This window comes from Usitatibacter rugosus (genome assembly GCF_013003965.1).
GTDB lineage: Bacteria > Pseudomonadota > Gammaproteobacteria > Burkholderiales > Usitatibacteraceae > Usitatibacter > Usitatibacter rugosus.
In genome coordinates this window covers 1,630,172-1,651,806 of the sequence record NZ_CP053069.1, presented here as the reverse complement: position 1 = coordinate 1,651,806, position 21,635 = coordinate 1,630,172, and the positions used below count along the sequence as shown (strand labels likewise).

The following is a 21,635-nucleotide window of genomic DNA, read 5'->3' as shown; positions in this document are numbered from 1 at the left end:
CATTCAACGGGACTACGAAAATGGCAAAGATCATCGGCATCGACCTCGGCACCACGAACTCGTGCGTGGCCATCATGGAGGGCGGCAAGCCCAAGGTCATCGAGAACAGCGAGGGCGCGCGCACCACGCCGTCCATCGTCGCGTATGCGGATAACGACGAGATCCTCGTCGGCGCCCCGGCCAAGCGCCAGGCCGTCACCAACGCGAAGAACACCGTCTACGCGGTGAAGCGCCTCATCGGCCGCAAGTTCGAGGAGAAGGAAGTGCAAAAGGACATCGGCCTGATGCCCTACACGATCTCCAAGGCCGACAACGGCGACGCGTGGGTGGAAGTGCGCGGCAAGAAGATCGCGCCGCAGCAGGTCTCCGCCGAGATCCTCCGCAAGATGAAGAAGACGGCCGAGGACTACCTCGGAGAGCCGGTCACGGAAGCCGTGATCACGGTCCCCGCCTACTTCAACGACTCGCAGCGCCAGGCCACCAAGGACGCCGGGCGCATCGCCGGCCTCGACGTGAAGCGCATCATCAACGAGCCCACGGCGGCCGCGCTCGCGTTCGGCATGGACAAGCAGGAAGGCGACCGCAAGATCGCGGTCTATGACCTGGGCGGCGGCACGTTCGACATCTCCATCATCGAGATCGCGAACGTCGACGGCGAGCACCAGTTCGAGGTGCTTTCCACCAACGGCGACACGTTCCTGGGCGGCGAGGACTTCGACCAGCGCGTGATCGACTACATCGTCGACGAATTCAAGAAGCAGAACGGCCTCGACCTCTCGAAGGACCCGATCGCCCTGCAGCGCATCAAGAGCGCCGCGGAGCGCGCGAAGATCGAGCTCTCCTCTTCCCAGCAGACGGAAGTGCGCGAGCCGTACATCGCGATGGCCAACGGCGCCCCGGCGCACCTCGAGATGAAGTTGACGCGCGCGAAGTTCGAATCGCTCGTCGACGAGCTGATCGACCGCACCATCAAGCCGTGCGAGATCGCGCTCAAGGACTCGGGCCTGAAGCTCTCCGACATCAGCGACGTGATCCTCGTCGGCGGCATGACGCGCATGCCGAAGGTCCAGGAGAAGGTGAAGGAGTTCTTCGGCAAGGAGCCGCGCAAGGACGTGAACCCGGATGAAGCGGTCGCCGTCGGCGCCGCGGTCCAGGGCGGCGTGCTGCAGGGCGACGTGAAGGATGTGCTGCTGCTGGACGTGACGCCGCTGTCGCTCGGCATCGAGACGCTGGGTGGCGTGATGACCAAGCTCATCCAGAAGAACACCACGATCCCGACCAAGGCCCAGCAGGTCTTCTCGACGGCCGAGGACGGCCAGGCGGCGGTGACGATCCACGTGCTCCAGGGCGAGCGCGACGTCTCCCGCGGCAACAAGAGCCTGGGCCAGTTCAACCTGGAAGGCATCGCGCCGGCCCCGCGCGGCATGCCGCAGATCGAAGTGCAGTTCGACATCGACGCGAACGGCATCATGCACGTGTCGGCGAAGGACAAGGCCACCGGCAAGGAAAACAAGATCACCATCAAGTCGAACTCCGGCCTCACCGAGGAGGAGATCCAGCAGATGGTGAAGGACGCGGAGACGCACGCCGACGAGGACAAGAAAACCCTCGAGCTCGTGACGGCCCGCAACCAGGGTGACCAGCTCATCCACTCGATCAAGAAGTCGCTCACGGAATACGGCGACAAGCTCGAGGCTGTCGAGAAGGACAAGATCGAGGCCGCCATCAAGGACCTCGAGGGCGTGGTGAAGGGCGACGACCTGGCCGAGATCGAGGCCAAGACGCAGGCCCTCGCGACCGCCTCGCAGAAGCTGGGCGAGAAGGTCTACGCCGACGCGCAGGCCAAGGCGCAGGCCGATGCGGGCGGTGCCGCCGGAGCGGGTGCGCAGGGTGGCGCCCAGGCGCCCCCGGAGAAGGACGAAGGCAACGTCGTCGATGCGGAGTTCACCGAGGTGAAGGACAAGAAGTCCGCTTGAGCACCTACAACAACCGATAGCTGCACGGGGCCGCGTCGAAAGACACGGCCCCTTTGTCGTTTCAGGGGAACGAGGATTCGATGGCCAACAAGCGCGACTACTACGAAGTGCTCGGCGTGAACAAGGACGCCTCCGACGAGGAGATCAAGAAGTCCTATCGCAAGCTCGCCATGAAGCACCATCCCGACCGCAATCCCGACAGCAAGGATTCGGAGGAGAAATTCAAGGAAGCGAAGGAAGCGTACGAGATGCTCTCGGACGCGGAGAAGCGCCGCGCGTATGACGCCTATGGCCACGCGGGCGTGCACCCGCAGATGGGCGGCGAAGGCGGCCCCGGCTTCGGCGGCGGCTTCGCGGAAGCCTTCGGCGACATCTTCGGCGACATCTTCGGCGGCGGCGCGGGCCGCGGGCGTTCCAACGTCTATCGGGGAGCGGACCTCCGCTACAACCTCGAGGTCTCCCTCGAGCAGGCGGCGCGCGGCACGGAAACCAAGATCCGCATTCCCGCGATGGAGGAATGCGAGACCTGCCACGGCTCCGGCGCCAAGCCCGGCACGCAGCCCAAGACCTGCTCCACGTGCGGCGGCCAGGGCACGGTCCGGCTCTCGCAGGGCTTCTTCTCGATCCAGCAGACCTGCCCCACGTGCCACGGCACCGGCAAGCAGATCACCGATCCCTGCGCGTCGTGCCGCGGCGCCGGACGCATCAAGAAGCACAAGACGCTGCAGGTGAAGATCCCCGCCGGCATCGACGAGGGCGATCGCATCCGCCTGTCGGGCGAAGGCGAGGCCGGCATGAATGGCGGTCCGCCCGGCGACCTCTACGTGGTGATCCACCTCAAGGAGCACTCGGTCTTCCATCGCGAGGGCGATGATCTCCATTGCGAGATGCCGGTGAGCTTTACGCTCGCGGCGCTCGGCGGCGAGATCGAGATCCCGACGCTGGATGGCCACGCCAAGATCAAGGTTCCGGCCGAGACGCAGTCCGGCCAGGTTTTCCGCCTGCGCGGCAAGGGCATCAAGGGCGTGCGCTCGACCTATCCGGGCGACCTCCTCTGCCAGGTGGCGATCGAAACACCGGTGAAGCTTACGGATCGCCAGAAGGAACTGCTGCGCGAGCTGGAGGAGATCAACAAGCACGACGGGGATCGCCACAGCCCCCGGGCCAAGTCGTTCATGGCGAAGATGAAGGAGTTTTTCGCCGGGTGAAGCGGTAACGAAAAGTGTGGACCTGTCGCTTTCCCTTCCCCACGGCAGATGATAAGTTGGGGCTGATGGAACGCCAGTTCATATCTGCCCGGAGGAAGCTATGCCCCGCGCATTCGTCGCCGCAGCCGCGCTCTTCGCCGCCAGCCTTGCCCACGCGCAAGGCATCACCGATACCCAGATCCTCCTCGGCCAGTCCGTCGCGCTGAGCGGCCCTGCCGCCGAGCTGGGCAAGGACATGCAGTCCGGCGCCCTCCTCTACTTCAACAACGTGAACCGCAGCGGCGGGGTCAACGGCCGCAAGATCGTGCTCACGACGCTGGACGACGGCTACGAGCCCCCGCGCGCCGTCGAGAACACGAAGAAGCTCATCAACGACGAGAAGGTCTTCGCGCTCTTCGGCTACGTCGGCACGCCCACCAGCAATGCGTCGCTGCCGATCTTCACCGAAGCCAAGGTTCCGTTCGTGGGCGCGTTCACCGGCGCCGAGTCACTTCGCGCTCCGTTCAACCGCGCCATCTTCAACGTGCGCGCGAGCTACTTCGACGAGACCGAGGCGATCGTGCAGCACCTGACGGCGATGAGCGTCACCAGCATCGCGGTCTTCTACCAGAACGACGCGTACGGACAGGCGGGGCTTACGGGCGTGGAGCGCGCCATGAAGCGGCGCAACATGGAGATCACCTCGCGCGCCACCGTCGAGCGCAACACCGTCGACGTCGCCAAGGCCGTGGCCGAGATGAAGAAGGCCAACCCGCAGGCCATCATCATGATCTCCGCCTACAAGTCGTGCGCCGCCTTCATCAAGGACATGAAGAAGGCCGGTGTGAATCCCACCTTCTGGAACGTGTCCTTCGTCGGCAGCAAGGCGCTCGCGAAGGAGCTGGCCGAGGACGGCCGCGGCGTGCAGATCTCGCAGGTCGTGCCCTTTCCCTGGGACACGTCGATTCCCGTCGTGAAGGAATACCGCGCGTTACTGGAAGAGGCGAAGGGGGAGCCGGGCTTCGGCACGCTCGAGGGCTTCATCGCCGCCAAGGTGATGGTCGAGGGGCTGAAGCGCGCCGGCCGCGGCCTTACGCGCGAGAGCTTCACCAAGGCGATGGAATCGATGAACGCGGTGGACGTCGGGGGTTTCAAGGTGAGCTTCGGGCCCGATAACCACAACGCGTCGAAGTTCGTCGACCTCACCATCATCTCTCGCGACCAGAAGTTCGTTCGCTAGCGCCTGCGGCGCACTACGGCGAAAGGCGTCCTCCGCAGATAAACGCGGATAAACGCCGATGACCTTCGAAGGTTGAAAGGTACTTTGGAGCGACGCCCGCGCTACTTGGGGCTGCTCGAAGTATCGCAAGCGCATGCCTCAAAGCGCTTCAAGCTTCGAAGCTCATCGGCGTTTATCCGCGTCTATCTGCGGAGGGCGCCTTTTGCAGTAACCCCGCGCAGCGGACTATTTGCGGCGCCACTCGGTGAGGCCGCCGGGCTTGTCCTCGAGGACGATGCCCGCCGATTCCAGCTCCTTGCGGATGGAGTCGGCCAGCGCGAAATCCTTCGCCTTCTTCGCTGCGATCCGCTGGTCGATCCGCGCCTGCACGTCGAGCCCACCGGTCTGCGCGCCCTGGAGGAAGGCTTCGGGATCCGCCTGGAAGAATCCGATCGTGCCGCCGAGCGCCTTCAGCAGCGCCGCGAGCTCGGGCGATTTGGTGCGGTTCACCTCGCCGCGCAAGTCGTGCAGCACGGCGAACGCGACCGGGGTATCGAAGTCGTCGTTCATCGCCTCGCGGAACCGGCGGGCGTAGTCGTTGTTCCAGTCGATCGGGCCGCGCGGGCCGGGCTTCACCTCGCGAAGCGCGGTGTAGAAGCCGCGAAGCGTGTTGCCGGCGTCCTCCAGCGTGTCCCACGAGAAGTTGATCTCGCTGCGGTAGTGGCCGCGCAGCAGGAAGAAGCGCGTGGCCTCCCCACCCTGCACGCTGTCCAGCTTGCCGAGGACGTCGCGCAGCGTATGGAAGTTGCCGAGCGACTTCGACATCTTCTCGCTGTCCATGTTGAGGAAGGCGCCGTGCATCCAGCACGTCACGAACGGCGTGTGGCCGGCACCCTCGCTCTGGGCGATCTCGTTCTCGTGGTGCGGGAACTGCAGGTCGACCGCGCCCCCGTGCAGATCCACCGGCGTGCCGAGCACGGCGTCCGCCATCGCCGAGCACTCGATGTGCCAGCCCGGCCGGCCGGCCCCGTAGTTGGACGGCCACGAGGGCTCGCCCGGCTTCGCGGCCTTCCACAGCGCGAAGTCGAGAGGATCCTTCTTGGCCGCCTCGACCGCGACGCGCTCACCCGCGCGCAGGTCGTCGAGGTTCCGGCGCGAGAGCTTGCCGTAGCCCGGGAGGTCGCGCACCGAGAAGTAGACATCGTTGTTGGGCGCCTTGTAGGCCAGGCCCTTCTTCTCCAGCGTGGCGATGAGCCCGAGCATGGCGTCCACGTACTTGGTGGCGCGGGGCTCGCGGTCCGGCGGCAGGAGCTTCAGGCGGGCGCAATCCTCGCTGAAGGCCCGGGCCATCGATTCGGCCAGCTCGGCGAAGGGGATGCCGCGCTCGTTGGCGCGCTCGATGATCTTGTCGTCGATGTCGGTGACGTTGCGCACGTACGTGACGTCGTAACCCGACACCCGCAGCCACCGCGACACCATGTCGAACGTGGTGAACGTGCGAGCGTTGCCGATGTGGATGTAGTCGTAGACCGTGGGGCCGCAGACATAGAGGCCGGCCTTGCCCGGAACCCGGGGAACGAAGGGCTCCTTGCGGCGCGTGAGCGTGTTATGGATATGGAGTATCGACATGGTCAGGGCCGGGGCGTGCGAACCCGGCGAAAGATGGCGAAATCAGGGCGGCGCGAGCGCGCGGGGAACTTCGGGGGGGCGCTCAGGGACAACAACAACCGAACGCGCGGGAACCGGCGCTCGGCACGCGCCGGAAGGGCGCGCGGCGGGATTCAAAACGGAGAGGCGCAAAGGCGTGCGACATTGTGAAGCCCCACCAAGGTTGGTAGAATGCGTTTCTCATTAAATTCAACAAATTATAACACGATGCTGCAAGGCAACCTTCGCTTCTCCCGGCTCGCCGCGCTGCTCGCCGCGTCGATTGCGATGGTCGTGTTCCCGGCGCTCGCCGCACCGGCCGACGACCTCAAGGAAGCGCAGAAACTCTACGCCGCGGGCCGCCTCCAGCCGTCCCTCGACAAGATCGACGGCTACCTCAAGGCGCAGCCGCGCGATCCGCAAGGCCGCTTCCTGAAGGGCTTGATCCTCACCGAGCAGAAGCGCACCAACGACGCGATCGCCGTGTTCACGGGCCTCACCGAGGATTACCCCGAGCTCCCCGAGCCGTACAACAACCTCGCGGTGCTCTACGCCTCGCAGGGCAACTACGACAAGGCGAAAAGCGCCCTCGAGCTCGCCATCCACACGCATCCCAGCTACGCGACGGCGCACGAGAACCTCGGCGACATCTACGCGCAGCTCGCGAGCCGCGCCTACGACCGCGCGCTCTCCCTCGACAAGAGCAACACCTCCGCGCAGCTGAAGCTCTCGATGGTGAAGGATCTCTTCTCCTCGCAGAAGCTCGCCCCGCCGCCGGGAACCACGCCCGCGAAGTCCGAGCCCACGAAGGTCGCCAAGGCCGAACCGAAGGCGGAGCCGAAAGCCGAACCCTCTCCTCCCGTCACCCCCGCGAAGGCGGGGGCCGAGCCCGCGAAGGTCGCGAAGGCCGAGCCGAAATCAGAGCCCGCCAAGTCCGAACCGGCGAAAGCCACGAAGTCGGACCCCGTCACCCCCGCGAAGGCGGGGGCCGCCGCATCCGGCGAAGAAGCGCAGGTCACCGAGGCCGTGCAGGCCTGGGCCACCGCCTGGGGCTCCAAGGACGTGAAGGGCTACCTCGCCGCCTACGCGCCCGACTTCGAGACGCCCGCCGGCGAATCGCGCGACGCCTGGGCCAAGGGCCGCACGCAGCGCATCGAGGCACCCAAGCAGATCGAAGTCTCGGTGCAGATGAAGTCCGTCAAGGTGTCGGGCAACGAGGCCACGGCCACCTTCCGCCAGAACTACCGTTCCGATGCGCTGAAGAGCTCCAACACCAAGACGCTCAAGCTCGTGAAGGTCGGCGACAAATGGCTCATCAAGCAGGAGCGCGTCGGCGGGTGAGAGCGCCTCGCGCCCTGGCCCTCTTCTGCGTCCTCACGGCCGTTCCCCTGGCGTTCGCCGATGGGGACGGGGACGGTAACGGCGGAGCCTTCTCCTTTTCCAACGAAGTCGAAGGCTCGCTGGTCCGCGCGATCGTGAGCCTGCGCGAGAACGGCCTGAAGGCCGCCATCGGCGAGATCGACGGCGCCCTCGAGCGCACCCCGAACTTCAAGCTGGGCCACATGATCCGCGGCGACCTCCTCATGGCCCGCGCCGGGAAGCCGATCGCCTTCGGCAACACGGAAGCGTCCTCGGCGGCCGGCGTCTCCAACCTGCAGCAGGAAGCGCGCGTTCGCCTGCAGCGCTACCTCGACGCTCCGCCCGTGGATTTCCTCCCGGCCCCGGTGATGCAGCTCGCCCCATCGCAGCAGCACGTGATCCTCGTGGACACCGGCCGCTCGCGCCTCTACGTCTTCGGCAACCACAACGGCCAGCCGACGTACGTGACGGACTTCTACATCTCGCTCGGCAAGAACGGCGTCGAGAAGACGCGCGAGGGCGACCAGAAGACGCCCACTGGCGTCTACACGATCGTCTCGTCGAAGGAGAAGCTGCCGGATTTCTACGGCGCCATCGCCTTCCCGATCAGCTATCCCAACGACTGGGACAAGCGCAACGGCCGGAACGGCCACGGCATCTGGCTGCACGGCACGCCGTCGGATACGTACAGCCGCCCGCCCTTCGCGACCGACGGCTGCGTCGTTCTCACCAACGACGACCTCGCGCGCCTGACCCGCTTCGTGGACATCGGCCGCACGCCGGTCGTGATCGGGCCCGCCGTCGAGTGGAAGGCCCCCGGCGAATGGCAGGCCCAGCGCGACGACTTCCTCTCCGCCTTCGAGCAGTGGCGCACCGACTGGGAAAGCCTCGACACGAACAAGTACTTCGCCCACTACGGCAGCGAATTCCGCTCCGAAGGCGGCAAGGACCGCGCGGCCTGGATCGCCTACAAACGCAAGGTGAGCACGGGCAAGGCGTGGGTGAAGGTCGGCGTGTCGCAGGTGAGCCTGTTCGCCTACCCCGGGTCCGGTCCGATGATGATGGTCACCTTCGACCAGGACTACCGCTCGAACAACCTCTCGAATCGCACCAAGAAGCGCCAGTACTGGATGCGTGAAGGCAATCGCTGGCGCATCGTCCAAGAAACCGTCATTTCCTGAAAGGCCCCTCCATGCAATTCACACGCACGACCCTCGCCGCCCTATTCTCCGCCGCCGCGCTGCTGCCCGCCGCCGCCCTCGCCCAGGACGCCAAGGCGCCCGTCACCCCCGCGAAGGCGGGGGCCGCCGATGCCAAGGCCGCCGCGCCGACGACCTGCGCCGCCAAGATGAAGATGGGCAAGACCCTCAACGTGAAGCTCACGACGTCGATGGGCCCGATCGCCCTCGAGCTGGACAGCGAGAAGGCGCCGCTCACCGTGGTCAACTTCGCGACCTACGTCGACGCCGGCCACTACAACGGCACGATCTTCCACCGCGTGATCCCGACCTTCATGATCCAGGGCGGCGGCTTCAACAAGGACATGTCCGAGCGCCCGACGCGCGGCCCGCTGAAGAACGAGGCCGCCAACGGCCTGAAGAACGACATCTACACGATCTCCATGGCGCGCCGGCAGGATCCGGACTCCGCCACCGGCCAGTTCTTCATCAACGTCACCAACAACGACATGCTGAACCGCAGCGCCAGCAGCGCCGGCTACGCCGTGTTCGGCAAGGTGACCTCCGGCCAGGACGTCGTCGACAAGATCAAGGCCGTCCCCACCGGCAACTCGGGCCCGTTCCAGAACGTGCCGACCACGCCGGTCGTCATCGAGAAGGCGGAGTGCGTCTGATGGCCAAGGTCAAGCTCACCACCTCGATGGGCCCGGTCGTCATCGAGCTCGACGAGGCCAAGGCCCCGGTCTCGGCGAAGAACTTCCTCGAGTACGTCGACGCCGGCCACTACGACGGCACCATCTTCCACCGCGTGATCGACGGCTTCATGGTCCAGGGTGGCGGCTTCACCAGTGACATGAAGCAGAAGCCGGTGAAGGCGACGATCAAGAACGAATCCGCCAACGGCCTGAAGAACGTGAAGTACACGCTCGCGATGGCCCGCACCAGCGTGCGCGATTCCGCGACCTCGCAGTTCTTCATCAACGTGAAGGACAACGCGTTCCTCGACTACTCGGGCGAGAGCCCGCAGGGCTGGGGCTACGCGGTCTTCGGCAAGGTGGTCGAGGGCACGGACGTGGTCGACAAGATCAAGGGCGTGCCCACCGGCACCACGGGCGGCCACCAGGACGTGCCGCGCACGGCCGTCACGATCGAGAAGGCCGAGCGCGTCTGAAGCAGGGCCGCACCCTCTTCGTCTCCGACCTGCACCTGGACGAGTCGCGGCCCGAGGCCGTGGCTCGCTTCGAGCGGTTCGTGGAGCACGAGGTGCCGGGTGCGGACGCGCTCTACATCCTGGGTGACCTCTTCGAGGCCTGGATCGGCGACGATTCCCTCGAGCTCCCCTTCCCCGCGCGCATCGCCAAGGCGCTGCGCGCGGCCTCCTCGGCCGTACCGACTTACTTCATGCACGGCAACCGTGACTTCGTCGCGGGCGGCCGCTTCGAGCGCGAGACGGGCGTGAAGATCCTCCCCGACCCCTCGACCATCGAGCTCTACGGCACGCAGGCGGTGATCCTGCACGGCGATTCGCTGTGCACGGACGACCTCCCCTACCAGGCGTTTCGCCGGCAGGTGCGCGATCCCGAATGGCAGAAGAAGACGCTCGCCCTGCCGCTCGTGGCGCGCATGAAGATCGCGGAGACGATGCGCGCCGAAGGCGACAAGGCCAAGGCGACGAAGTCGATGAGCATCATGGATGTATCGCCCGCGAGCGTGGAGCAGGCCTTCCGCGACTCGGGCCGTGACCTGATGATCCACGGCCACACGCACCGGCCCGCACGCCACGAGCACCTCGTGGACGGCCGCAACTGTATCCGCTGGGTCCTGCCGGACTGGTACGAGACCGGCGGTTACCTCGAAGCCACGGCCTCGGGGCTGCGCGCCATCGCGCTCGACTGAGGCGCCGGCGGCAGCGTGACGCCGGCCCGCGCCAGGGCGGCACGGATCTCCGGCATCTTCGCCCGCGTCTGGCGTTCCGCGGCGGCGATCACGCGGCGCCGATACTCCTCCGTGTGACCCGCGTAGTAGCCGATGTTCGGATGGATCATCACGTCGGCCTCGGCCGCCTCGGCCCGCACCTGCTTCGCCCGGCGCGCATCCTTCTCGACCCACGCCTGCGGCACGCCCGCCGGCGTGTCCTGCTCGTAGGCCGAGACGTCCACCGCGATCACGACCTTGGCGCCCAGCTGGCGCGCGGCATGGATGGGCACGGGGCTCGCCTCGTCGCCATCGATGTACTTCTCGTTGCCGATGCGCACCGCCTCGAACTGGCCGGGGCTCGCGGCAGCGGCGCGCACCGCGAGGCCCGTGTCGCCGCGGTTGAAGATCACGAGCTGGCGGTCGCGCTCGCGTGCGGTCGCCACCGCGAACGGGATCTTCAATTGCTCCAGGGTCTCGCCGTTCACATGGCGGTTCACGTAGTCCTGCACCGCGCGGCCCGTGGCGAGGCCGCCGGAGATCGCCTTGAACTCGAAGAACTCCATCACATTCAAGTCGTAGGCCATGCGCTCGAGCGTCTTGGCATCGAGGCCCGAAGCGTAGAGCGCACCCACCATCGCGCCGACGCTGGAGCCGACGACGAGGTCGGCGTGCACGCCCGCCTCTTCCAGCACCTTGAGCACGCCGATGTGGGCGAAGCCGCGCGGGCCTCCCGAGCCGAGCACGAGCGCCACGCGCGGCGCGGAGGCCGCGGCCGGCGCCTCGTAACGCGGCAGGCGGGCGCTGCTCACGTCGCCGTCGCCGAGGCAGCCGGCGAGCAGCACCGCGGTGACCACCAGCGTGGAGAGCTTCTTCATCAGCAGTTGTCCGAGATGGCGCGCTGCTGCTCGGCCTTCACGCGGGCGCGTTCCGCGTCCTCCATGTAGACCTTCTCGCCCTTGTCGTTGCGCTGGTAGACCGGCATCTGCTCATCGAGGATGGACAGGCGCCTTCTCGCCTCGGCGCAGGCGGCGGCGCGATTCGATTCGGTTCGCCGGGCCTGCGCGCCCTCGGTGCGCTCGCGCTCGATCTTGCGGCGCTGGAACTCGAGGTCCTTCTCTTTCCAGTCAGGCTGCTTGGCGGGCGCGTCAGCCGGGGCGGGCATCACGTTGACCGGCGCTGCCTTCCTGGCGTCGGGCGGCCGGTCTCCGTACTGGACCTTGCCGTTCTCGTCGACCCACTTGTAGACCTGCGCGGAGGCGCTCGCGGCGGCGAGCGCGCAGGCGACGATGGCGAGGCGGACGCTACTTCTCATCGAGGCGCAACGTGAGGCACTTCGCCGAGCCTCCCGCTTTCATGAATTCGGAGAGCGGGGTCTGCACGACCTCGTAGCCGAGCTTGCCCAGGCCCTCGACGAAACCCTTGCCGGCGCGGTTCACCACGACGGCCTTGCCCACGTTGACCGCGTTGCAGGCGAACTGCAGGGCGTCGGATTCCGCGATCGCGAAGCGGCGGTGCGAAGGCACCAGCTTCTCGATGGTCTTCTGCGATTCCGCGTCGAACGCGGGCGGGTAGTAGATCAGCTTGCCGCCTTCCAGCGGGCAGAAGCAGGTGTCGAGGTGGTAGAAACGCTGGTCCACGAGCTTCAGCGGCACGACGTTCACGCCGTAGAGCTTCTCGATCTCCCCCACGGCGCCGATCACGGAGCGGTGGCCGTAAGCCATCCACAAGCGATCCGCACTCCGGTCGAACAGCGCGTCGCCCGCGCCCTCGAAGGGCACGTCGCGAGGCATGTAGGTCACGTCGAAGCCGCGGTCCATGAACCAGTCGGCGTAGTACGGCTCCTCGTACTGGCGCTCGGGGAAGCGGAAGCGCGAGAGCAGGAATTTCTTGCCGCGCAGCAGCCCCGCGTTCGCGGTGAACACCATGTCGGGCGAGCCCGGCTGCGGCAGCACGAGGCGTACCGTCGCCCGGTCGCACAGGATGTCGTACAGCGCCCGCCACTGCACCTTGGCCAGCGCGTTGTCGATCTTGCGCATGTTCCCGTGCATCCACGGGTTGATGATGTACGAAACGTCGAAGTACTCGGGCGGGCACATCAGGTACACGTGCGGCGTCTTCTTGATCATGCTTTCCCTTGCGTGAGGCCTCGCGAAAGATCCTCGCGGAGGTCGTCGGGATGCTCCAGTCCGACGCCGAGCCTGATGAGCCCTTCCGCGATCCCGGCCGCTTCGCGCTCCGCCGGGGTAAGGCGACCATGGGTGGTGGTCGCTGGATGACAGATCGTGGTCTTCACGTCGCCGAAGTTGGCGGTGTTCGAGATCAGCTGCACGCCGTCGATCACGCGCCAGGCGCCCTCGCGGCCGCCCTTGGCCACGAAAGACACCACCGCGCCGCCGCCCGACTGCTGGCGCATCGCGAGCGCGTGCTGCGGATGCGACTCCAGGGCGGGATAGAGCACGCGCTCCACGCCGGGATGCGCCTCCAGCCAGCGCGCCATCTCGAGCGCGTTGGAACAGTGCCCCTTCATGCGCACGCCCAGCGTCTCCATGCCCTTCAGGCACGTCCACGCGTTGTACGGCGAGATGGCGGGGCCGGCGGTGCGCACGTAGTGGAAGAGCGGGCCGGTGACGAGATCGGCGCGCCCGGCAATGGCACCCGCCAGCACGCGGCCCTGGCCCTCGATGTACTTGGTGGCCGAATGGATCACGAGGTCGGCGCCGAGCGCGATGGGCTGCTGCAGCGCGGGCGAGGCGACGGCGTTGTCCATCGCGAGGATGGCGCCGGCTTTCTTCGCGATCGCGGCCAGGCCGGCGATGTCCACGACTTCGAGCGCCGGATTCGACGGCGACTCGGCATAAAGCAGCTTCGTGTTCGGGCGGATGGCCTGGGTCCACGCGTCGAGGTTCGTCGCCTCGACCCACGTGACCTCGATGTCGAATTTCTTCGCGATCTGCTCCAGCAGCGGCACGACGGTGCCGAACACGCCGCGCGCGATGACGAGGTGGTCGCCCGACTTCATGAGGCCGAAGACCATCGTCGAGATCGCGGCCATGCCCGTAGCCGTTGCGACGCAGGCCTCGGCGCCTTCGAGCGCCGCGAGCCGGTCCTGGAACATCTTCACCGTGGGGTTGGTGAAGCGCGAGTAGATGTTGTCCTCGGGCGACGTGCTCGCGAACTTGCGCGCGGCCTCGGCGGCGCTCTTGTAGACGAAGCTCGTGGAGAGGACCAGGGCCTCGGAGTGCTCGCCGAAGTCGCTGCGGACGGTCCCGGCACGCACACCGAGGGTGTCGGGCCTCAACTTCTTCGCCATGGGATCAGTCGACGGTGGAGAGGCCGAGGTCGAGCTGGTAGCTCGAGAGCCGGGTCTGGCTCTCACCGTCGGCGCGCGAGGCCTCGATCTCCGCGAGGTACGCGGGCGAGACGTCGCCGGTGATGTAGTCGCCGTCGAAGCACGAGCAGTCGAAGCGCTCGATGGCCGGGTTGCACTCGCGCACGGCGGCGATCAACGCGTCCAGCTCCTGGTAGATCACGGCGTCGGCGCCGATGGCCGCGGCGACTTCCTCGTGGGTGCGCCCGTTGGCGATCAGCTCCGCGCGCGTGGGCATGTCGATGCCGTACACGTTGGGGTAGCGGACCGGCGGCGCGGCCGAGGCGAAGAAGACCTTCCTCGCGCCGCTCTCGCGCGCCATGTTCACGATCTCGCGGGAGGTCGTGCCGCGGACGATGGAGTCGTCCACGAGCAGGACGTTCTTGTCCTTGAACTCGACCGCCATCGCGTTCAGCTTCTGGCGGACGCTTTTGCGGCGCATTTCCTGCCCCGGCATGATGAACGTGCGGCCGATGTAGCGGTTCTTGATGAAGCCTTCGCGATACGGCTTCTTCAGCTTGGCGGCCACTTCGAGCGCGGAGGGGCGGCTGGAATCGGGGATCGGGATGATGACGTCGATTTCGTCCCGCAGGCCCATGCCCTGGATCTTGTCCGCGAGGAACTTGCCCATGTTGCGGCGGCTCTCGTAGACGGAGATGCCGTCGATCACGGAGTCGGGGCGCGCGAGGTAGACGTACTCGAAGATGCAGGGGTTGTGCGCGGTCTTGCCAGCGCACTGGCGCGCGTGGAAGTTGCCGCTCTCGTCGATCAGCACGCCTTCGCCGGGAGCGACATCGCGCATCACCTTGAAGCCGAGCGTATCGAGCGCGACGCTTTCGGACGCGACCATGAACTCCACGCCCTTCTCCGTATCCGCGCGGCCGATGATGAGCGGGCGGATGCCGAAGGGATCGCGGAAGGCGAGCAAACCGTAGCCCGCCACCATGGCGACCACGGCATAGGCGCCCTTCACGCGGCGGTGCACGCCCGCGACGGCGGTGAAGATCATGTCCGGCGTGAGGCGCGGGTTGCCCTGCGACGCATCGGAGATCTCGTGCGCGAGGACGTTCAGCAGGACTTCGGAATCGGAGTTCGTGTTGACGTGCCTGCGGTCCTCGGCGAAGAGCTCGCGGCGCAGTTGGTCCGAATTCACCAGGTTGCCGTTGTGCCCGAGCGTGATGCCGAAGGGCGAGTTCACGTAGAACGGCTGCGATTCGGCGATCGAGGAGGCGCTGCCGGCCGTGGGATAGCGGCAGTGGCCGATGCCCATGTGGCCGACCAGGTTGCGCATGTCCCGGGTGCGGAAGACGTCGCGCACCAGGCCGCCGCCCTTGTGCATGTGGAAGCTGTGGCCCTCGGCCGTGACCAGGCCCGCGGCGTCCTGGCCGCGGTGCTGCAGGACCGTCAGCCCGTCATAGAGGATCTGGTTGACGGGGCTGCGGGCGACTACGCCGATGATCGCGCACATGGGTCAGAGTGTATCCCGTGGCAAGCCCTTGAAGATGGGGCTGATTTTGGGGCTTTCCAAGGGGGTCATGGCAGGGGGACGACCTTGCCGTCGAGGCCCGCCGTCTTGATGGCCGCGGCGGCCTTGTCGGCCGCCTCGCGGGTCTTGTACGGACCGGCCCTCAGGCGCGTCAGGTCGCTGCCGGCGAGGTGCTCGGTGAAATGGGTGATCTTGGCCGCGGCGAGCTTCTCGCGGGCTTGCTTGAGCTTCTCGTCGTCCCGGAAGGCGCCGACCTGGACCGCGAAGCCTTCGAGGACGGGACCCTTGGCAGGCCCTGGCTGGGCCCCCGTCTTCACGGGGGCGACAACCGGTGCGGGCGCGGTTTCGGCCGTCTTGGCCGCGATGACCTGGGAGAGGTCGGCCTTGGGCTCGGCGGGCGGCGCGACGACCTTGGGGCCTTCCGGGGCCTTGGGCGGCGTGGAGGACTTGGTGGCGTCGGCGAGCTGGGGCCTGGGCGGGATCGTCGCGGGATCGGGCTGGGCCCCCGTCTTCACGGGGGCGACGGATGGAGCGGGGAGCGCGGGCGCGTTGTCCTTGGACGGGATCGCGACGGCGGCCGGTTCCTTGCGGTCCTGGCGCGGCTCCGGATCGAGCAGCATCGGGACGAAGACGACCAGCAGCAGGACGATGGTGATGGCACCGATGAGCCGCTGGCGGCCTCGGCGACGGATCTCGCTCGTATCGGGGGTGGAAGTCGCCATGGCGCGGGGGTGACGGTCTAGCGCAGGGTCCGGAGCGCGTCGGCCACGGCATTGAAGGTTCCGAAGACGAGAATTCTATCATCCGGACCCGACTCCCGACGCGCTTCGGCGAGTGCGGCCGCCACCGTGGCAAAGCTGCGCGTCACGTTGCCCAGTCCGCGCGCGGCGAGCTCTTCTGCAAGGCGCTCCGCGGGTGCCGCACGGTCGTTCGCGACGGTGGTGACGAACCACTGGTCGATGCGGCCCTTCAGCGCGTCGATCACGCCGCCGATGTCCTTGTCGCCCAGCATCGCGAAGACCGCGGTGGTCTTCCTCGTGAAGCCCATGTCGAGAAGTCCATCGGCGAGGCTGCGTGCGGCGTGCGGGTTGTGCGCGACGTCGAGGACGATCGTGGGACGCCCCGGCATCACCTGCAGGCGGCCCGGCAGGTTCACGAGGGTCAGGCCCATCTTCACTTCGCCGAGCGAGATCGGCAGCTTGTCGGCGACTTCGTCCAACGCGGCGAGTGCGGCCGATGCGTTCTTGAGCTGCCAGTGACCGCGCAACGCGGGAACAGGCAGCGCGCGCTTGGCGCCGCGCTTGCCGATGAAGTCCCACTGGCGCTCGCGCTGCTCGAAGCCGTATTCCTTGCCCAGCACCTGCAGGTCGGCGCCGATCGCCTTCGCGTGGTCGACGAGCGACTCGGGGGGATTCCGGTCGCCGAAGATCGCCGGACGCCCCGCGCGGAAGATGCCGGCCTTCTCGAAGCCGATCTTCTCGCGCGTGTCGCCGAGGTAGGACTGGTGGTCGAGGTCCACGGAGACGACAATCGCGACATCGGCGTCGATCAGGTTCACGGCATCGAGCCTTCCGCCGAGGCCCACCTCGAGGATGACGGCGTCGAGGTTGCTCTCGGCGAAGATCGCGAAGGCGCTCAACGTTCCGTATTCGAAGTAGGTGAGCGGCGTCGAACCGCGCGCGGCCTCGACCTTCTCGAAGGAACGCACGAGCGCTTCATCGGTGATGGACTGACCCTGGACCCGCACGCGCTCGTTGTAGGTCTCGATGTGCGGCGAGGTGTAGAGGCCGGTGCGGTAACCCGACTCGAGCAGGATGCGTTCGAGCATCGCGCAGGTGGAGCCCTTGCCGTTGGTGCCGCCGACGGTGATCGTCACCCGCGGCGTGGGCAACGCCATGCGCTGGAGGACGTCCCCGACGCGTTCGAGACCGAGGGCGATGCCCGCGGGATGCTGTGCGGAGATGTACTCGAGCCAGCCCTCGAGCGAGCGGCTCAAGCCTCGGGCGCGGGGTCGCGCTTGAGGAGCGTCACGAGGCGCGCGACCTTCTCGCGCATCTGGCGGCGGTCGACGATCATGTCGATCGCGCCCTTCTCCAGCAGGAACTCGGAGCGCTGGAAGCCTTCGGGCAGCGTCTCGCGCACCGTTTGCTCGATCACGCGCGGGCCGGCGAAGCCGATCAGCGCGCCCGGCTCGGCAATGACGACGTCGCCGATGAACGCGAACGAAGCCGACACGCCGCCCATCGTCGGATCGGTGAGGATCGAGATGAAAGGCTGCTTCGCGGCCGAGAGCTGGTGCAGCGCGGCCGTGGTCTTGGCCATCTGCATCAGCGAGAAGAGACCTTCCTGCATGCGCGCGCCGCCCGTGGCGGTGAAGCACACGAAGGGCAGTTGCTCATCGCAGCACGCCTGCACGGCGCGGACGAATCGCTCACCGACCACGGAGCCCATCGAGCCGCCGAGAAAGCCGAACTCGAACGCGACCGCGAGCATGGGCACGTTCTTCACCGAGCCCTGCATCACGACCAGCGCGTCGGTCTCGCCCGTTTCCTTCTCCGCTTCGGCCAGGCGCTCGACGTACTTGCGGCTGTCCTTGAACTTGAGCGGATCCATCGGCACGACTTCGGAGGCGAGCTCCGCACGGCCTTCGGGATCGAGGAAGAGGTCCAGGCGTTGGCGCGCGGCGAGGCGGTTGTGGAAGCCGCACTTGGGGCACACGTGGAGGTTGTTCTCGAGGTCGGTGAAGTAGAGCACCGCCTCGCACGACGGGCACTTGCTCCACAGGCCCTCGGGAACGGTCTTCTTCTCCGTGGAGACGTCCCGCTTGATCTTCGGCGGGAGGAGTTTGCGGAACCAGCTCATGCGGCCACGCTCTCCTTCGAATCGATGGCGGTGCGGAATTCGCGCACCAGCTTCTCGACACGCGCGCCGATCTCGGCGCCCGGCGCCTCGGCGATCTCCTGCACGATGCGGCTGCCGATCACGACCGCGTCCGCGCAGCCGGCCACGCGCTTCGCGGTGGCGCCATCGCGGATGCCGAAGCCCACGCCCACGGGAAGCTGGGTGCGGGAACGAATGCGCTTCATCATCGCCTCGACGTCTTTCGTATCGATGTTGGCCGCGCCCGTCACGCCCTTCAGGGACACGTAGTACACGTAGCCGGCGGCCACCTTGGCGACACGCTCGATGCTCGTGTCGGTGGAGGTGGGCGAGAGCAGGAAGATGGGGTCGATGCCCGAGCCCGCAAGGGCCTCGAGCCAGGGGCCGCTCTCTTCGGGCGGGTAGTCGACGATGAGCACGCCATCGATGCCGCACTTCTTCGCCTCGGTGACGAACGCCGCAAAGCCCATGCGCTCGACCGGATTCGCGTAGCCCATCAGCACGACGGGTGTGGAATCGTTGGTCTTGCGGAAGGCGGCCACGAAGGCCAGCACGTCACGCAGCCCGACGTTGTGCTTCAACGCGCGCTCGGAGGAACGCTGGATCGCGGGGCCGTCGGCCATCGGATCGGAGAACGGGACGCCCAGCTCGATCACATCCGCGCCGCCGGCGACAAGCGCCTTCATGATCGCGGGCATGTGCTCGGGCGCGGGATCGCCCGCGGTGACGAAGGGGATGAGCGCGGCACGCTTCTGCGCGCGCAGCTTCTCGAAGGTGGCGGCGATGCGGCTCAAAACGTCAGCCCCGAGGCCGTGGCCACCGTGTGCATGTCCTTGTCGCCGCGGCCCGAGAGGTTCACGAGCAGGATCTTGTCCTTGGCCATCATCGGCGCGATCTTCATCGCGTGGGCGACGGCGTGGCTCGATTCCAGCGCGGGGATGATGCCCTCGGTGCGGCAGAGCGTGTGGAAGGCTTTCAGCGTGTCCGCGTCGTTCACGGCCACGTACGACGCGCGGCCGGAATCCTTGAGCCACGCGTGCTCGGGACCGACGCCGGGATAGTCGAGGCCGGCCGAGATGGAATGGGTTTCGGTGATCTGGCCGTTCGCGTCTTGCAGCAGGTACGTGCGGTTGCCGTGCAGAACGCCCGGGGTGCCGGCCGAGAGCGACGCGGCATGCTTGCCCGTCTCCAGGCCCAGGCCGCCCGCCTCCACGCCGACCAGCTTCACGTTCTCGTGCGGGATGTAGTCGAAGAAGATGCCCATCGCATTGGAGCCACCGCCCACGCACGCGAGCACCATGTCCGGCTGGCGGCCCGCATAGGCCGGCATCTGCTCGACGCATTCCTTGCCGACGATGGAGTTGAAGTCGCGCACCATCATCGGGTACGGATGCGGGCCGGCGACGGTGCCGATGATGTAGAACGTGTTGTGCACGTTGGTGACCCAGTCGCGCATCGCTTCGTTGAGCGCGTCCTTCAGGGTCTTGGAGCCGCTCTCCACCGGAACCACCGTGGCCCCGAGCAACTTCATGCGATAGACGTTCTGCGCCTGGCGCGCGATGTCCTCGCTGCCCATGTAGACGACGCATTCCATGCCGTAGCGCGCGGCGACGGTCGCTGTAGCAACACCGTGCTGGCCCGCGCCCGTCTCGGCGATCACGCGCGGCTTGCCCATGCGCTTGGCGAGCAGCGCCTGGCCCACGGTGTTGTTCACCTTGTGCGCGCCCGTGTGATTGAGGTCTTCGCGCTTGAGGTAGATCTGCGCACCGCCCAGCTCGCGCGAGAGGCGCTTGCAGTGGTAGATGGGGCTCGGGCGGCCGACGTAGTGCGCGAATTCATCCGCGAGCTCGGCCTGGAATTCGGCGTCCTCGCGGTACTTCGAGTACGCGAGCGTGAGCTCGTCCAGCGCCGCGCGCAGCGTTTCCGCGACGAACGTGCCCCCGTACCGGCCGAAATGGCCGCTCGCGTCAGGCAGGTCGTACATCTTCACGTTGAACGCTCCGGATGAATGCGGTGATCTTTGCCGGGTCCTTCACGCCTCGCTGGCCTTCCACGCCACTGGAGACATCCACGGCCCAGGGCCGCGTCTCGCGAATCGCCTGGCCTACGTTCCCGGAATCGAGACCGCCGGACAGCACGATGGGTATGGGTAGCTCGCGGGGAATGCGTCCCCAGTCGAATCGGTGACCGGTCCCTCCTGGGACACCGGGCACGTGGGCATCGAGCAGCAGCGCTTTCGCGCTCGAAAATCGATGTGCGTATTCTACCAAATCGACCCCCTCTTCCATGCGTACCGCACGCAGGAAAGGTTTTCCGAAACGCTCGCACTCCCCGGGGGTTTCGTTACCGTGGAATTGCAGGAGGTCCAGGGGCACGCGCTCCAGCACGCGGCGGATCTCCGATTCGGGCGCATCCACGAAGAGACCCACCGTCATCACGAACGGCGGGACCGCGGCCGCGACGCGCATAGCGTCCTCGATCGAGATCGCGCGCGGGCTGGCGGCATGGAACACGAGGCCTATCGCATCCGCGCCCTCCTGTGCCGCGAGCTTCGCGTGCCCCGGATCCCGCAGGCCGCAGATCTTGATGCGCGTTCTCATGAGGGGAAGAGCGGGAACGGCCGGAAGGCCGGGAGGGCGAAAGCAGGATCGTACTCGATGGCCGCGAGGTAGAGCCCGTCGGGCGCGAACGTCGGCGCGGCGTTGCGGCGGTCGAGGGAGGCGAACACCTTCGCCAGCGCCTCGGCATCGAAGCGGCCCGCGCCCACGTAGACCAGCGAGCCCACGAGGTTTCGCACCATGTGGTGCAGGAAGGCGCTCGCGCGGAACGTGAACACGATCATGTTTCCGCGCCGCTCGATCCGTGCCTCGTGCATCACCTTCACCGGGGACTTGGCCTGGCATTGCGCATCGCGGAAGGCGCTGAAGTCGTGCTCGCCCAGGAACATCCCCATCGTGGCCGACATGGCCGCGACATCGAGCGGCTTGTGGAACCAGCCCATGCGCGCGTTCAGCGCGGCGGGCGCGACCGGATCGTCCAGCAACAAGTAGTAGTACGTGCGCGAGCGGGCACTGAAGCGCGCGTGGAATTCGTCCGGCACGGGACGCGCCCACAGCACGCGCACGCGAGGATCCAGGTAGCTATTGGGGCCGCGCACCCACGAGTTGTCGTCGCGCTGCGCGTCGGTGTCGAAGTGCACGACCTGCGCGGTGGCATGAACCCCGGTGTCGGTGCGGCCCGCGGCGAGGACCGAGACCGGGCGATCGGCGAACGTGGAGAGCGCCTTCTCGAGATGGTCCTGCACGCCGCAGCCGCCCGGCTGCGATTGCCATCCGCAGAAGGCGGAGCCGTCGTACTCGAGGCCGAGGGCGATGCGCATGGGAGAAGTGGAGGCCAGAAAAGCAATTGGCGGGGTTGCC

General features: G+C 67.0%; 21 protein-coding genes. 8 read left to right on the top strand and 13 right to left on the bottom strand.

Annotation, left to right across the window (positions count from 1 at the left end):
- Nucleotides 1-20: 20 nt before the first annotated feature.
- The 3 genes from dnaK (at nt 21) to DSM104443_RS08095 (ending at nt 4,403) form a co-directional block, all read left to right on the top strand.
- Nucleotides 21-1,976 (top strand): molecular chaperone DnaK, encoded by a 1,956-nt coding sequence (gene dnaK / locus DSM104443_RS08105; RefSeq protein WP_171091126.1) that lies wholly within the window; start codon nt 21-23, stop codon nt 1,974-1,976.
- Nucleotides 1,977-2,056: 80 nt separating this feature from the next.
- Nucleotides 2,057-3,184 (top strand): molecular chaperone DnaJ, encoded by a 1,128-nt coding sequence (gene dnaJ, locus DSM104443_RS08100; protein WP_171091124.1) that lies wholly within the window; start codon nt 2,057-2,059, stop codon nt 3,182-3,184.
- Nucleotides 3,185-3,284: 100 nt separating this feature from the next.
- Nucleotides 3,285-4,403: an ABC transporter substrate-binding protein gene (locus tag DSM104443_RS08095; protein ID WP_171091122.1), complete on the top strand. Its 1,119-nt coding sequence runs from the start codon at nt 3,285-3,287 to the stop codon at nt 4,401-4,403.
- Between the two features lie 225 nt (nt 4,404-4,628).
- Here the strand turns inward: DSM104443_RS08095 and cysS are convergent, their stop codons facing one another.
- Nucleotides 4,629-6,005, bottom strand: coding sequence for a cysteine--tRNA ligase (gene cysS, locus DSM104443_RS08090; protein WP_212757154.1), 1,377 nt, complete (start codon nt 6,003-6,005; stop codon nt 4,629-4,631).
- A gap of 252 nt (nt 6,006-6,257) precedes the next feature.
- Here cysS and DSM104443_RS08085 point away from each other — a divergent pair, with 252 nt between their 5' ends.
- The 5 genes from DSM104443_RS08085 to DSM104443_RS08065 all read left to right on the top strand — a co-directional run bounded on the left by DSM104443_RS08085 (nt 6,258) and on the right by DSM104443_RS08065 (nt 10,462).
- Nucleotides 6,258-7,370 carry a nuclear transport factor 2 family protein gene (locus DSM104443_RS08085; RefSeq protein ID WP_171091117.1) on the top strand — a complete coding sequence of 371 codons (1,113 nt, stop codon included), beginning with the start codon at nt 6,258-6,260 and terminating at the stop codon, nt 7,368-7,370.
- Complete coding sequence (locus tag DSM104443_RS08080; RefSeq protein ID WP_171091114.1) at nt 7,367-8,569, top strand: L,D-transpeptidase family protein; 1,203 nt, start codon at nt 7,367-7,369, stop codon at nt 8,567-8,569. The genes DSM104443_RS08085 and DSM104443_RS08080 overlap by 4 nt, the downstream gene beginning before the upstream one ends.
- A gap of 173 nt (nt 8,570-8,742) precedes the next feature.
- A complete protein-coding gene (locus tag DSM104443_RS08075; protein ID WP_212757152.1) occupies nt 8,743-9,240 on the top strand; it encodes a peptidylprolyl isomerase in 498 nt (165 codons plus the stop codon).
- Nucleotides 9,240-9,737, top strand: coding sequence for a peptidylprolyl isomerase (locus DSM104443_RS08070; protein WP_171091111.1), 498 nt, complete (start codon nt 9,240-9,242; stop codon nt 9,735-9,737). The genes DSM104443_RS08075 and DSM104443_RS08070 overlap by 1 nt, the downstream gene beginning before the upstream one ends.
- 59 nt (nt 9,738-9,796) lie before the next feature.
- Nucleotides 9,797-10,462 (top strand): UDP-2,3-diacylglucosamine diphosphatase, encoded by a 666-nt coding sequence (locus DSM104443_RS08065; RefSeq protein WP_246232621.1) that lies wholly within the window; start codon nt 9,797-9,799, stop codon nt 10,460-10,462.
- On the opposite strand, the gene DSM104443_RS08060 is transcribed toward DSM104443_RS08065, so the two are convergent.
- From DSM104443_RS08060 to truA, 12 genes are all read right to left on the bottom strand, one after another.
- On the bottom strand, nt 10,414-11,358 hold the full coding sequence (locus tag DSM104443_RS08060; protein ID WP_171091109.1) for a patatin-like phospholipase family protein: 945 nt from the start codon (nt 11,356-11,358) through the stop codon (nt 10,414-10,416). The two genes, DSM104443_RS08065 and DSM104443_RS08060, sit on opposite strands and share 49 nt — an antisense overlap.
- Nucleotides 11,358-11,795, bottom strand: a complete 438-nt coding sequence (locus DSM104443_RS08055) for a DUF4124 domain-containing protein (protein WP_171091107.1) — start codon at nt 11,793-11,795, stop codon at nt 11,358-11,360. The genes DSM104443_RS08060 and DSM104443_RS08055 overlap by 1 nt, the downstream gene beginning before the upstream one ends.
- Complete coding sequence (locus DSM104443_RS08050) at nt 11,785-12,609, bottom strand: dimethylarginine dimethylaminohydrolase family protein (protein WP_171091105.1); 825 nt, start codon at nt 12,607-12,609, stop codon at nt 11,785-11,787. Before DSM104443_RS08050 ends, DSM104443_RS08055 begins: the two co-directional genes overlap by 11 nt.
- Entirely contained in the window at nt 12,606-13,793 is a 1,188-nt protein-coding gene (locus DSM104443_RS08045; RefSeq protein ID WP_171091103.1) for an O-succinylhomoserine sulfhydrylase, read from the bottom strand. The genes DSM104443_RS08050 and DSM104443_RS08045 overlap by 4 nt, the downstream gene beginning before the upstream one ends.
- 4 nt (nt 13,794-13,797) lie before the next feature.
- On the bottom strand, nt 13,798-15,318 hold the full coding sequence (gene purF / locus DSM104443_RS08040; RefSeq protein ID WP_171091101.1) for an amidophosphoribosyltransferase: 1,521 nt from the start codon (nt 15,316-15,318) through the stop codon (nt 13,798-13,800).
- A 65-nt stretch (nt 15,319-15,383) separates the two neighbouring features.
- Nucleotides 15,384-16,058: an SPOR domain-containing protein gene (locus DSM104443_RS08035; RefSeq protein WP_171091098.1), complete on the bottom strand. Its 675-nt coding sequence runs from the start codon at nt 16,056-16,058 to the stop codon at nt 15,384-15,386.
- 17 nt (nt 16,059-16,075) lie between these two features.
- Nucleotides 16,076-17,332 carry a bifunctional tetrahydrofolate synthase/dihydrofolate synthase gene (gene folC / locus DSM104443_RS08030; protein ID WP_171091097.1) on the bottom strand — a complete coding sequence of 419 codons (1,257 nt, stop codon included), beginning with the start codon at nt 17,330-17,332 and terminating at the stop codon, nt 16,076-16,078.
- Nucleotides 17,329-18,198: an acetyl-CoA carboxylase, carboxyltransferase subunit beta gene (gene accD / locus DSM104443_RS08025; RefSeq protein WP_171091095.1), complete on the bottom strand. Its 870-nt coding sequence runs from the start codon at nt 18,196-18,198 to the stop codon at nt 17,329-17,331. The genes folC and accD overlap by 4 nt, the downstream gene beginning before the upstream one ends.
- The gene (gene trpA / locus DSM104443_RS08020) at nt 18,195-19,010 is read right to left on the bottom strand and encodes a tryptophan synthase subunit alpha (protein ID WP_171091094.1); all 816 of its coding nucleotides are present in this window, start codon (nt 19,008-19,010) and stop codon (nt 18,195-18,197) included. The genes accD and trpA overlap by 4 nt, the downstream gene beginning before the upstream one ends.
- Nucleotides 19,007-20,206: a tryptophan synthase subunit beta gene (trpB, locus tag DSM104443_RS08015; RefSeq protein ID WP_212757039.1), complete on the bottom strand. Its 1,200-nt coding sequence runs from the start codon at nt 20,204-20,206 to the stop codon at nt 19,007-19,009. The genes trpA and trpB overlap by 4 nt, the downstream gene beginning before the upstream one ends.
- Nucleotides 20,184-20,816, bottom strand: a complete 633-nt coding sequence (locus tag DSM104443_RS08010) for a phosphoribosylanthranilate isomerase (protein WP_171091091.1) — start codon at nt 20,814-20,816, stop codon at nt 20,184-20,186. Before DSM104443_RS08010 ends, trpB begins: the two co-directional genes overlap by 23 nt.
- On the bottom strand, nt 20,813-21,595 hold the full coding sequence (truA, locus tag DSM104443_RS08005; protein WP_171091089.1) for a tRNA pseudouridine(38-40) synthase TruA: 783 nt from the start codon (nt 21,593-21,595) through the stop codon (nt 20,813-20,815). The genes DSM104443_RS08010 and truA overlap by 4 nt, the downstream gene beginning before the upstream one ends.
- Nucleotides 21,596-21,635: the final 40 nt, after the last annotated feature.